The organism is Chroococcidiopsis cubana SAG 39.79, from assembly GCF_003991895.1.
GTDB classification, from domain to species: Bacteria; Cyanobacteriota; Cyanobacteriia; order Cyanobacteriales; family Chroococcidiopsidaceae; genus Chroococcidiopsis; species Chroococcidiopsis thermalis.
In genome coordinates this window covers 1-12,585 of the sequence record NZ_RSCK01000133.1, presented here as the reverse complement: position 1 = coordinate 12,585, position 12,585 = coordinate 1, and the positions used below count along the sequence as shown (strand labels likewise).

The 12,585-nt window shown below is 42.0% G+C and carries 13 protein-coding genes; 9 read left to right on the top strand and 4 right to left on the bottom strand.

Annotated elements, in window-relative coordinates; translation table 11 throughout:
- The first annotated feature begins 258 nt into the window (after positions 1–258).
- A complete protein-coding gene (locus DSM107010_RS34140) occupies positions 259–1,491 on the top strand; it encodes a glycerophosphodiester phosphodiesterase (protein ID WP_106169798.1) in 1,233 nt (410 codons plus the stop codon).
- Positions 1,492–1,554: 63 nt separating this feature from the next.
- On the opposite strand, the gene DSM107010_RS34135 is transcribed toward DSM107010_RS34140, so the two are convergent.
- Positions 1,555–3,972 (bottom strand): ATP-binding protein, encoded by a 2,418-nt coding sequence (locus DSM107010_RS34135; RefSeq protein WP_127025112.1) that lies wholly within the window; start codon positions 3,970–3,972, stop codon positions 1,555–1,557.
- Between the two features lie 405 nt (positions 3,973–4,377).
- On the opposite strand from DSM107010_RS34135, the gene DSM107010_RS34130 reads away from it, so the two are divergent.
- Positions 4,378–4,623, top strand: a complete 246-nt coding sequence (locus DSM107010_RS34130) for a hypothetical protein (protein WP_015154830.1) — start codon at positions 4,378–4,380, stop codon at positions 4,621–4,623.
- 92 nt (positions 4,624–4,715) lie between these two features.
- Here the strand turns inward: DSM107010_RS34130 and DSM107010_RS34125 are convergent, their stop codons facing one another.
- From DSM107010_RS34125 to mnmG, 3 genes are all read right to left on the bottom strand, one after another.
- Positions 4,716–5,033: a hypothetical protein gene (locus DSM107010_RS34125; RefSeq protein WP_015154831.1), complete on the bottom strand. Its 318-nt coding sequence runs from the start codon at positions 5,031–5,033 to the stop codon at positions 4,716–4,718.
- A gap of 294 nt (positions 5,034–5,327) precedes the next feature.
- Positions 5,328–5,933 carry a TIGR04376 family protein gene (locus DSM107010_RS34120; protein ID WP_015154832.1) on the bottom strand — a complete coding sequence of 202 codons (606 nt, stop codon included), beginning with the start codon at positions 5,931–5,933 and terminating at the stop codon, positions 5,328–5,330.
- A gap of 15 nt (positions 5,934–5,948) precedes the next feature.
- A complete protein-coding gene (gene mnmG / locus DSM107010_RS34115) occupies positions 5,949–7,871 on the bottom strand; it encodes a tRNA uridine-5-carboxymethylaminomethyl(34) synthesis enzyme MnmG (RefSeq protein ID WP_106169878.1) in 1,923 nt (640 codons plus the stop codon).
- A gap of 124 nt (positions 7,872–7,995) precedes the next feature.
- Here mnmG and DSM107010_RS34110 point away from each other — a divergent pair, with 124 nt between their 5' ends.
- The 7 genes from DSM107010_RS34110 (at position 7,996) to DSM107010_RS34085 (ending at position 12,501) form a co-directional block, all read left to right on the top strand.
- Positions 7,996–9,168, top strand: coding sequence for a coiled-coil domain-containing protein (locus DSM107010_RS34110; protein ID WP_127025109.1), 1,173 nt, complete (start codon positions 7,996–7,998; stop codon positions 9,166–9,168).
- A gap of 163 nt (positions 9,169–9,331) precedes the next feature.
- Entirely contained in the window at positions 9,332–10,015 is a 684-nt protein-coding gene (locus DSM107010_RS34105; RefSeq protein WP_106169880.1) for a GntR family transcriptional regulator, read from the top strand.
- Between the two features lie 166 nt (positions 10,016–10,181).
- Entirely contained in the window at positions 10,182–10,859 is a 678-nt protein-coding gene (locus tag DSM107010_RS34100) for a haloacid dehalogenase type II (protein WP_041463123.1), read from the top strand.
- Between the two features lie 483 nt (positions 10,860–11,342).
- Positions 11,343–11,498, top strand: a complete 156-nt coding sequence (locus DSM107010_RS39025) for a hypothetical protein (protein ID WP_158631940.1) — start codon at positions 11,343–11,345, stop codon at positions 11,496–11,498.
- Between the two features lie 30 nt (positions 11,499–11,528).
- Positions 11,529–11,786: a DUF1816 domain-containing protein gene (locus DSM107010_RS34095; RefSeq protein WP_015154837.1), complete on the top strand. Its 258-nt coding sequence runs from the start codon at positions 11,529–11,531 to the stop codon at positions 11,784–11,786.
- An 86-nt stretch (positions 11,787–11,872) separates the two neighbouring features.
- Positions 11,873–12,172 carry a DUF1830 domain-containing protein gene (locus tag DSM107010_RS34090; RefSeq protein ID WP_015154838.1) on the top strand — a complete coding sequence of 100 codons (300 nt, stop codon included), beginning with the start codon at positions 11,873–11,875 and terminating at the stop codon, positions 12,170–12,172.
- Positions 12,173–12,282: 110 nt separating this feature from the next.
- Positions 12,283–12,501: a DUF1816 domain-containing protein gene (locus DSM107010_RS34085; protein ID WP_015154839.1), complete on the top strand. Its 219-nt coding sequence runs from the start codon at positions 12,283–12,285 to the stop codon at positions 12,499–12,501.
- The last annotated feature ends 84 nt before the right edge of the window (positions 12,502–12,585 follow it).

Below are 12,585 nucleotides of genomic sequence, written 5' to 3'. Positions count from 1 at the left end.
TCAAGTCTCTGTTGAAGATCGACGTGGCTGGTTTACTCATTGCTGTTATTGTACCTCAGTAGACTAGAAAATGCTCTATATTTCAGAATATTAGTTATTTGAACTAATAAGAACAATTTTAATTTTTAGTTAAACAGATCTTAATTATAAAACCGTATATTCACTGAGGTATAGCTAATTTAATGGTTGGTTTACTTATCAATTAGTTCTACTACAAATTCATCGCCAATTACCTATTACCATTTGAGGGATGAAAATATGTTGCGTCTTTCTCGCTTAATCGTGCTAGCATCAGCAGTTGTAGCACTAGTTGGTGCATATAAGGTGGATGCACAGCGATCGCTAGCCGATACATTAACAGGAAAACCGCCAATTGTTATCGGACACAGAGGTGCAAGCGGCTATCGTCCAGAGCATACTTTAGCAGCATATGAGTTAGCGATCGCGATGGGTGCTGACTATATCGAACCGGATTTGGTTTCTACTAAGGATGGCGTTCTAATTGCGCGGCATGAAAATGATATTACCGGGACAACAGATGTCAGCGATCGTCCTGAATTTGCCAAGCGCAAAACGACTAAAACCATTGACGGTATAGAATATACAGGATGGTTTACCGAAGATTTTACCTTAGCAGAAATTAAAACTCTTAGAGCTAAAGAACGCATACCCGAATTGCGTCTAGGTTCGGCACAATTTGACGGACTTTATGAAGTACCAACTTTGCAAGAAGTTATCGATTTGGCTAAACGCAAAAGTATTGAAACTGGCAGAGTTATCGGAATTTATCCCGAAACAAAACATCCTACTTATTTCGATTCTATCGATCTATCTTTGGAAGAACCTCTAGCCAAAGTCTTAAGACAGAATAATTTAGATGATGCTGACGATCCAGTATTCATTCAATCTTTTGAAACTGCAAATTTAAAGCAATTAAACAAATTAGTTGACGTGCCGTTGGTACAATTATTCGATGAAGCTGATGCCAAACCTTACGATTTTGTTGTCAGTGGCGATTCGCGTACCTATGGCGATCTAACATCTCCTGAAGAATTAGAAAAGATTGCTGAATATGCAGATGGAATTGGACCTTTTAAAAGATTAATTATTCCCAGTGAATCTGTGGATGAAAATGGAGATGGCAAGCCAGATGATGTAAATGGCGACGGACAACTTAGCGAAGCTGATAGACGTTTGGCAACAGAACCAACATCTTTAGTCGATGACGCACACGCCGCAGGTTTACTCGTCCATCCGTATACTTTCCGCAACGAATCCTTCTTTTTAGCGATCGACTACGACAATAACCCAGAAGCCGAATACGAGCAATTTTTCCACTTGGGTGTAGATGGCTTATTCAGCGACAACCCAGATACCGCTTTTGTCGTCCGCAACCGTGTTGCTTGTGGAATGCAAAATCCAAAGTACAGCCAACAAAGTAGAAATCGCCGGGTTTGGAATTCTGGGGGTACGGGAAATCCCTGTCGGTAATATGTCACGCAAAGACGCAAAGGCGCAAAGAATGCTTAGCGTCTTCGCGTCTTGGCGCGATCTTTAAAGCGTGAAATAGAAAGTTGCACCCTCTCCCACCTTACCTTCCGCCCAAATTTGTCCCCCATGACGGTGAACGATCCGTTCGACGGTGGCTAATCCAATTCCAATACCAGGAAATTCAGCAGGTGAATGCAAGCGTCCAAACGCTACAAAGAGTTTGTCAGCATAATTTTGATTGAAGCCTGCACCGTTGTCGCGAATAAAATACACGACGCGATCGTTTTCTGGCTGTAAATTAAATTCAATCCGAGGATGGTTTTGATTTGCTGTATATTTCCAGGCATTACTGAGCAAATTCTCTAGCAGCACGCGCAACAGTCTAGTATCTCCAGTGACAATTATTTCTGAGGCGATCGCCCATGTAATTTGTCTTTCTGGTTGTGTTTCCTGAAGCTTGGCAGCGATTTCGGTGGCTAATTCACTTAAATTGACTTCCGTGCGTTGCAACTCGCTACGGTTCACCCGCGATAAAGCTAACAAGCCTTCTATGAGTTCGCCCATCTGCTGAGTGTTACCGCGAATGCGCTGGAGATAATCTTTACCGCGATCGTCTAGCTTGTCTGTGTAACGACTGAGTAATATCTGACTAAAGCCATCAATTTGTCGCAATGGCGCTCTCAGGTCGTGGGAGACTGAATAAGAAAATGCCTCTAACTCTTTGTTAACGGCTTCAAGTTCGGCTGTGCGATCGCTAACGCGGCGTTCTAAGCTTTGATTTAATTCTCTGATTTCTTGCTCGGCTCGTCGGCGATCGCTAATATCAGTAAAGGCAACGATAGCATAGACAATATTGCCACAATCCTCTCGAATTGGCGTAGCGCGGACTTCAAGGTGAAGAACGTTACCATCTCGATGCAGCGATAAATCGTCAACAATAACGGTTTCGCCTTTTAATGCCCGCATCATTGGTAATTCTTCAGTCGGGTAGGGGCGATCGCCGCGATAGACCTGATAAAATTTCACTAATTCCTCTGATGTCGCATCTGAAATAATGTTGCCGAGTAGATGCTGTGCTGTTTGATTGGCGTAAGAAATTTTACTAGTTGAATCGTGAACGATTACGCCCACGGGTACGGCTTCTAAAAATTGATGCAATTGCCTTTCGCTAGCTGATAGCGCTACATTCAAGTCTTGCATCTCGGCAAAAGACTTTTGCAATTCTACTGCCATACTGTTGAAGGATTTAGCCAGTTCGCCAATTTCATCCGAACGTCCGAGTTCTTCTACGGTTTTATCCCATTCTCCATTGGCGATATGTTTAGCACTAGTATTTAGGCGTTGAATTGGTTTGGCAATCCATCGAGTTGTAAAAATTCCAATTATGACTGCTACGAGTAAAGCCACGACACATAGTACAATTGTTGTCCGAGTCGTGGCGTAGATATCTTCCATGAAATCGGCTTCTGGTATGACTGCGACTATCAGCCAGTCAATCCCCCAACTATCTTGAAAAGGATGTATGTCTACAAAATATCGTTGGCGATCTTGGCTAAATTCTAGCCGTTGTGGGCGATCGATATTTATAAATTTGTGCGAGTTTGTCGTTAGATATCGCGCCGTAGATCGAACTAAGAGATTTTTACTTTCTGATGCTTTGAGGCGTTGCAATTTGCCTCCTTGTACGATAGAGAATGGCTGATAATTATCTGAAGATGCTACCAGCAAACCAGAGCGATCGAGGATAAAAATTTGTCCCGATTTACTAATTGGGATATGGTGTAGATAATTGCTAATTCTTGAGAGTTTTAAAGGAGTATCTAAGACTCCAAGTAAATTTCTGTTTTGGTCGTAAACTGGTAAGACTGCATCGATCGCCATCTCTTTTTGATTGAACCAAATATAAACAGGACTCCACGCAGCTTTACCCTTTTGAACTGCTTCTTGATACCAGGGGCGAGTTCGAGTTCTTGGATCGTAATATGGAGTGACTTGAACGAGTTTTCCTCGCTGTCCTTGACTGTTGACTGTATATGTATAATATTTGGGATTGGATGGATCGTTGACAACTTCAATATGCAGCCTGCCATCTGTGAGGCGATCGATCCCGACATACTCTCCTTTCTGATTTCCCCAAGCTGTATAGGGAACGATCTCAAACGACTGCATTTGGTTTAATAATAAGCTCTCAAATTCAGCTAAAGGTGCTGTTCCTAGACTCTCTTCAATGACGTTTTGATTGACTTGATTGAGTAGATGTGGTGTTTGTAAATAAGTTTTTAGTTGTAGGTAAAGGCGTTCGGCAATCTGAGTTTGCAATCGTTCGGAAAGATCGTTGACTGCCCTTTGTCCATTTTGAAACGAAAGATTCCCTACCAATCCTACTATTGCAATAACTTGCAACACAAAAGCAGTTAGAAGGAGATTTTGTAAAGAAGTCTTACCTAAGACTTGGGTAAGGAATTTATACAGAAAGCGCATAGAGTTCTAAGCTGGTTGCCCGATCGAAGCCGCGATCGCGCTGTGGCGATCGTCATTCACAATTGCATTGTTGACTTACTCTTCTTAGATTTACAATTAGTAACTAAAAGCTATTTACGGAAAATTAACTATTAATAATTATAGAAATAGAGATTTTCTTAACATATATTTTATTACACTAATTAATATTAAATTCAGCAACCGCCTCTGTTGTCAGACAATGGGTATAGTCTTCATGATGTCAAGCTTTTGCAATATTTTGTATACTAGGCAATGTCACGCAAAGACGCAGAGGCGCAAAGGATACTTCGCGGCTTTGCGTCTTGGCGCGATCGCAAACAAAAGATGTCATTTAGGTAAGAAATCGATTATCCTCTATCTAGCTACAATTTGGAGGAGATGGAGATGAGGATCTGGATAGCCTGCTTTTTCATCCTGTTTGCGATCGCTCAGTTATTCGACTGGATGAAACACTTGTCTTTACCGTTGCCTATTTATATATTGGGAGGCTTGTTTTTAGCGATCGGTTCAAATTCTAACAAAAGCATTTTTGGTAAAGTTATTGACGATCTACTAGCTGATGCTGGCTATCCTGGCGATCGATCTGGATCGGATAGTGGCGATCGTTTTTTAGATGAAACAAAATCGTAATCAGTTGTTAGTGACTAGTGGCTGGTGACTAGATACTAAGAATTTAGCTACGCACCACACATCACTCTCTAGCTTGTTACTCGCTGTCTCTATCAGTTTAAAAAACTCATAAAAATAGAAATATTTGTCATAAATGTAACTACAGTACCAATAATGACTCCTTTCATTCTGCCCCACTGTTGCGTGCGTTTTAACCACAAAATAATAGGAATTGCATAAAATAATTGCCATATTCCTAAATAGAATCCTACTAAAATTGTATTTGCCGCTAACAGAGGATTAAACATGCTAATAAAAAATGCTGCAACTTTTAATACCGTTAAAATAGCTAGATGAATTCCTAGTAGAAAAAACAATCCAGAAAGGATTTTTTGAAATTCTTGTTGATTGAATCTTTTTTTAGTTTTCATTGTTATTAATACTCTTTAGCTATATTTTCATCTTTGCTTACAACAGACTCCTAACAACTTAAGATCCCTGAAATCGAATTGCCAAATGGGATTATTCTACCACCCAATTGAACGATATTAATTTAGAGCGCTTAGCGATCCGCTTAGCGATCGCGCGTTCAAGAAATCGCATCAAAATTTGTTGATTGGGCAACAGACATTAACTCTCGCCACATCAGCAACAGAATTTAGCAAGAAAATCTGAAAAATCTCGTTTTCAGTATTTTGACTTTTACCTTTTAACTTTTGACTTCCTTATTTCCCCAAATTCCGTTTTAGCTTTTCCAACTCATCGTCAGTTTCCCAACGGCGAAAAGCTGCATCCAAATCGTCTGCACCGCTGGAGAAGCTGCGACTTTGATTCCAGCCAGCCGTATCAAAGCGTTGAGAAGACTGAGTAGCACGATTAGCCTGCACTTGTGCGGCTTTTGCTTGTACCTCCTGACGGCGTTGCTGCACTTTTTTGAGTAATTCTTTAGCTTGACTAATCCGTTCCTTAATTCCTTGCATTTGTCCCCAGCGTTGATTTCCTTCGCGCAATAACGCTGCTTCTCGCTGCTGTGCTGGTTCTGCTAAGTCAAGCCGATTAGCCGCTTTTGCCTTCTCAATCCGAATGTGCCATTTTTGAATTTCTTGTGCTGTAGTGAGAATTTCATCCTGCGATCGCTTTTCTTGTAACTGGAGTTCTGCAATTAACTTTAAAGTATCTTCCTCTTGTTGCCGCAACTGTTCCGATAGCGCTTCTATTTCTAAATGAGGATTGTTCCGCAAGAATTCTTCTAAACGGCTTTCTAAAAAACGGCTGAAATCGTCAAATAAACCCACTGTGAGAACTCCAATTAATAAATGTAGGGTGGGCATTGCCCACCCTACTGTCTATGCTAATACTGTCGATTCAGTAGAGGTACGACGAGAACGCACCTCCAAGTAAACCAGCAGTGCGTTGACATCCGCTGGATTTACGCCACCAATTCGCGCTGCTTGTCCGATCGTCAGCGGTTTAACTTTAGCAAGTTTTTCCCGCGCTTCTTTCGAGAGGGTGTCAATTGCCCCATAATCTAAATCTGGAGGTAAGGGACGATTTGCTTGACGGGCGATTTGGTCGATTTGATTTTGCTGGCGTTGTAAATAGCCAGAATACTTAATTTCAATCTCCGCTGCTGTTTTTTCTACCAGACTCAGATCGCTATTGCCCAATCCGTGAGTTTCTAAATTGGTGTAATGGAAACCAGGACGACGCAACAGATCGGCTAAAGTAATCGAACCTTTAATTGCTTGTTGAGTCGCAGAGGCGATCGCAATGCCGATCTCATCGTGTTCTTTCAGCCGTGTCGTATGCAACCGTTCTTTTTCAGTGGCAATATTTGTCTGCTTGCATGTAAACAATTCCCAACGGCGATCGTCAATTAAGCCGATTTTCCTACCTATGGGAGTCAAACGGCGATCGGCATTATCCGATCGCAACAATAACCGATATTCCGAACGACTGGTCAGCATCCGATACGGTTCGCGTAAGTCTTTGGTACACAAGTCATCAACTAACGTGCCGATATAACTCTGTTCGCGGGGAAATACGATAAATTCTTGGTGACGGACAAATCGTGCTGCATTCACCCCAGCCACAAAACCTTGGGCGGCGGCTTCTTCATAACCCGTCGTACCGTTAATCTGTCCTGCACAGAATAAGCCTTCAATTTTCTTCGTCATCAGCGTGGGATAGCACTGCGTCGCGGGTAGATAATCGTATTCCACCGCATAAGCAGGACGCAGCATGGCGCAGTTTTCTAAACCGGGTAGCGATCGCAGCATTTGCAACTGAATTGCTTCTGGTAGCCCTGTGGAAAATCCTTGAATATAAAGTTCGGGAATATCTCGTCCTTCCGGTTCGATAAAAATTTGGTGGCTTTCTTTGTCGGCAAACCGGACGATCTTATCTTCAATACTAGGACAATAGCGCGGTCCCTTCGCATCCACCCAGCCGCCATACACGGGCGACATGTGTAAGTTTTCTCGAATAATTCTATGGGTTTCTGCTGTCGTACGGGTAAGGTAGCAAGGCACTTGTTCCCGTTCCACCCACACTTGAGGATCGAAACTAAACCAGCCGACTTTCTCATCTCCTGGCTGAATTTCTAAATTACTGTAATCTACCGATCGCTTGTCTACTCTGGCGGGAGTTCCCGTCTTCAGCCGTCCGGTTTCAAAACCCAGCCTATTTAAAGTATCCGTCAATCCTTCTGCGGCAAATTCTCCGGCGCGTCCGGCGGGCATAGATTTATTTCCTACCCAGATCCGTCCGCCGAGAAACGTTCCTGTTGTCAGTACGACTGCTTTGCACTCAAACGCTACGCCGAAATAAGTTTCTACCCCGACAACTTCATCGTTTGTACCCAGGACTAAATCTGTCACCATTCCTTCGCGGATCGTCAGATTCTCTTGGTTCTCTACGATGCGCTTCATCACAGCCGCATATTCCCGCTTATCCGTCTGCGCCCGCAACGCCCACACAGCAGGTCCTCTAGAGGCATTCAGTATCCGCTTTTGCAGATACGTGCGGTCTGCCATTTTGCCAATTTCTCCACCCAAAGCATCCACTTCATGAACGAGTTGGGATTTAGCGGGACCTCCTACTGCTGGATTGCAAGGTTGCCAAGCAATTTTATCGAGATTCAACGTCAGCAGCAAAGTTTTACAACCCAAGCGTGCCGCAGCTAGGGCAGCTTCACAACCAGAATGCCCTGCGCCGACGACAACGACATCATAGGCATCGAGAAATTGAACGGAAGTAGGCGATCGCATGGTCTTGCTTGACTTGAAAGCAGTAGTTACCAATCTCGATTGTAACTGTTTCGACCGTCTCCGAAATTTTGGCGATCGCTTCACATTCTATTTGTAGACTATCCAGCAGTTTTACTGAGGAGGTTTGCCGCAAGCATACTCTAATTTAGATGTGAATAGCTCGGAATCTGAGAAAAATTCTTTTATGTCTGGTGTTTTCAGTCTTCTCTATCGCAAATGGTTGGGTAAATTAGAATACTTACTCATAGCAATTTCTATTCTTAGCTTTATTGCTTCTTTCTCAGGCAATAATATTTTTACTATTTCAACTCCTATTTTTTTATTTCTATCTCTGCACGCTAATATATCTAAACAAAAATATCTGCATGAAAGTCGCCAGCCACAAGATCGATTTTTTCAACTAGAACAGCTTGTCTTGTCTCGCGATGCCAATCTTGCTGACATTCAAGCTACATTATCTGAAATTGATAAGCTATATTTAGATTTTTCTCAAATTCAACAACGATTCGTTATTATCGAAGATTTTTTAAAACCATACAGACTTGATACTCAAAACTTAAATTTACAGCAACTTTTGAACGGGTTGGAAGCAAATATTAAAAGAACAGAACGACAATACAATCAGGGTCAAATACTAGAATCACAGCTAATTTTACAAGAACAAATTACTCATATAGAAGAACAATTATTATACAATCTCGAAAACCATACGCCAGCCCCCGACAACCTTCAGACGTTGACTCAGCAGATTCAAGATTTAAGCGATCGGGTAGTAAGTTACTCAGATATTCAAGCCGAAGATCGAGTCCAACAGTCGCAAGTTAATGAAAAAATCCAAAAGTTAGAGCGGCAATTTAATAGCTTACCATTCATTGAATTCTTAAATCGGATAGCACAATTAGAAGAACTGAACGAACAAGTTAAAAATAGCTTGACAGAATCTAAGCGCGTCACAAAATCTCTGAAAGGAGAGGTTGAATTGGTCAGTCAAAAACTCCAATGTATAATTGCTACAGCCTCAACTGCACAAACTGAAAATTGCGATCGCCAGCCATCTTCAGAACTACAAGCAAGCTACGAGCAAAATGCAGAAATGACTCAGCGTCTTGCTAAAGAAGTTAGCTCTTTACGCAAACAAACGCAAGCAATTTTGAGTAGTTTATCAGCTAGAATTACCCAGCTACGCATAGAGGTCGATAAGCAACACCATTCTGAGATATCTCCAGCTAAAATCCCAGTAAATACAGACGAACTAGCAACCTGGGCGGGAGAATTTGGCGATCGCATTCCCAAGTAAGTGTACGTTGTAGGGGCGCACAGGCGTGCGCCCCACAATTTCGTGCGTCCCACAATTTGTAGTAGTGCGAAATTCCATTGCAACCAGAAATTGTAGATTGTTGACAATCTACAATCTACAATCTATCATTCTTGGTAGTGCTAACCTTTTGAGGTACGAAGTGGTGGAACGCAGACACTCGAACCTGGCAATAGTCGCGAAAAGTTTGGACATTCAAGCAGCTGAGGCGATTCGGGAACAAATTCTCAGTGGTGGATTTCCGCCTGGTTCGCGCCTGCTAGAAATTCCGCTATCAGAAGAACTCAATCTCAGTCGGGGAACGATCCGTTCTGCATTACAACAGCTGACTTACGAGGGTTTGGTGGTACAAATTCCCTACAAAGGTTGTGCTGTGTTGGAACTGAGTTCTCAAGATGCTTGGGAACTGTATACGTTACGCAGTGCATTAGAAGGTTTAGCCGCCAAATTAGCTGCTGCTGCAATGACAGCCGATAAAGCTGAAATTTTAAATAGTAGTTTAAAACAACTGATCGAGGCAACAAAAAGCGATCGCCGTGGTAAAGTTGCAGATGCAGACTTTGCCTTACATCAAGCGATCGTCCAGCTATCAGAACATCAGAGATTGCAACAACAATATCAAATTGTCGGGCAACAAATTCGCTTGTATATTGCCTCTTGTAATACTCTGATTCCCGATGTCGAAGAAATTATCGAGCAACATAGGTTATTAATTGAAGCAATTTGTTCTGGAAATACAGCTATTGCCGAACGAATTGCTAAAGAACATAATGCCGATGGAGAAGAATTGATTAAACATTTAGAAAAAGTAGAAATCAAAAACTTTTAAAACATAAAAATTGTGTATAGTTTTTTCTGGCACAATGCAACGATTAGATGTTATACCAATTCTATTTATCCTTGCACTAAATCGGTCGCTCATAGCCCCCCTTGTTAAGGGGGGTTGGGGGGATCTTCCGTGGCGCAGTCAGATCAAAATGGTATTAGGAGTCACCATGAAAATCGATTTAAACAACTATGAAGCTTTAACCTTTGACTGTTACGGTACGATGATTGATTGGGAAACTGGTGTTTCAACAGCGATCGCCCCTATTCTTTCTAACCATAATATCCAACTAACCAACGAACAGATCTTTGATGCTTTTGGTGAAATCGAAAATGAAATAGAAGCAGGCGAGTATATTAAATATCGGCAAGTGCTGAGAAATGTTGTCAAAAAAATGGGCGATCGCTTCGACTTTACACCAAATCCTACAGAAGTAGATGCGCTAGCCAATTCTTTAACTAGTTGGCAACCCTTTTCTGATAGTGTAGAGGCGTTAAAAGTCTTAAAACAGAAATTTAAACTAGCTGTAATTTCTAACGTGGATAACGATTTGTTTGCTGAAACAGTCAAACATTTACAAGTTGATTTTGATTATGTTATTACAGCAGAACAGCTAAAAAGTTATAAGCCCTCTCATAATAATTTCTACGCAGCATTTGATAGAATTGGTTTACCTAAAGAAAAAATATTACACGTTGCAGCTAGCGTGTATCACGATATTGTACCCGCTAAAACATTGGGTATGACTGCGGTGTGGGTAAATCGGCGCGGAGTTAAGCAAGATTCTGGTGCAGATTTAGAAGTACCTGATTTGAAAACTTTAGCCGCTCTGGTTGGTCAAAAGTAGCGATCGCTTTTCAGTTAGATGACGTAAATTTCATCTACACGGCACTATCGATTGTTAGAAAAAAGTGTGGAAGATCCGACTAACTTCTGCTAATAACGAGCGCCGCAAACACATGTAGGTCAATTTTTAGCGCTTCCTTGCCAAGAAAGAACGTTTAATACTAATACTTAATAAAACCGAGATAAAAAGAGTAAGTAAGCAAAAAAGGTTGTTTTAAGAGCATTTTTAGACAATTCGACACAATAAATCCCCATCACGCTCACTTGACTTAAACAACAAGTATGTTGCTAAACTAGTCAACAGCTTAAACAACAGATATGTTGCTTAAGTGAATAACAGACGCTCTGACAATTATCTGATGCACGCATTCGCTGAGCTATACACACTTAGCTGGGTAAAGTTTTGAAACAGCGTAGCTTGTGAACAGCACGGCACTGAGTTATTGTCAAGAGGAGCAAGATAGTCAAAGCACCAGCTTGTAGTGTGGAAAGGAGTTTTGCGATCGAGACAAAAGCGGATTGCGTTTTTGTTGAGATTCGGATTAACCGTAACGCGATCGAAGGGTTGGCAAACTTTAAAGTAAAGCAGCCAGGGCAAGTGGAAGTGAGTAAGGCAGAAAAGGTGCTGCTGAACCTGTGAACTTACGATCCGGTTAGATATAGGAAAGATATGAATGCCATCTGGAACAACGTTAAAGAGGGTGCGATCGACTTCTGCCACAACTTTGGCTGGGCATGGTGGCTAGAAATTGACACCCAGAATCCACTCTGTACGTATTACTTCGGTCCCTTCCTTACTGCTAGAGAAGCTCAAGCTGCGAAGACTGGCTATGTAGAAGATTTAGAGCAAGAAGGAGCTACAGAAATTATGGCAACAATCAAACGCTGCAAACCAGAAAAATTGACGGTTTCAGCAGATTTGGCATAAAAGAGCGTCCCAGTAAAATCAGCATTCAGCACTCAAATGTGGCATTTCTTCGGGAGAAAACTGAGTTTTCAAAGGTTTCCATAATCATGATTCAAGTACTCGATCGCGCTGCAACAAACCAAAGTAGCGTTCTGTGCTGCTATACCAATGCTACTAACAGCCTTCAAATTGCCCGCATTACCAATATTCCTCACTGGTGGTTTGAGCGAGTTGTGTTTCCAGGGCAAAGATTATTATTTGAAGCCGTACCAGATGCCCGGTTAGAAATTCATACAGGTGCGGCAAGCGGCTCGATTCTGTCGGATAAAATTCCTTGCGATCGCCTTTGCGTCGGTGAATCGTCAGTTCATTCCGAGGACGACGAGTTCAGATCGCGCAACTATTAGCACTTGTGCGAGTGCAACTGAAGTTGAGTAGACTAAGGCAGGAAAACCAGGACTATGGAAAACATCAAACCAGATTGGAGTTAAGCATAACCTGAATTCGAGAGCATTTCATGTCTCAACTAGAGCAACAAAACTTGGAATGGTGGGCAGAAATCGTGACCGATCGCCCCCTTTGTACCTACTACTTTGGACCTTTTGCCACAGCCAAGACTGCCAAACTCGCTCAGCTAGCGCATATAGAAGATTTCGAGCAGGAAGGAAGCAAGATCGTCTTTGTAGCCGTCAGGCGATGCCAATCGCAATTACTAACAAGCTTTGAGGATGAATAAATTTAGGTAGTGATATGGAAGTAGTGATGAGGTATAATCCTTGCCCTACAACGATTTCAGGCAATATTTGTAACATATAAAAAC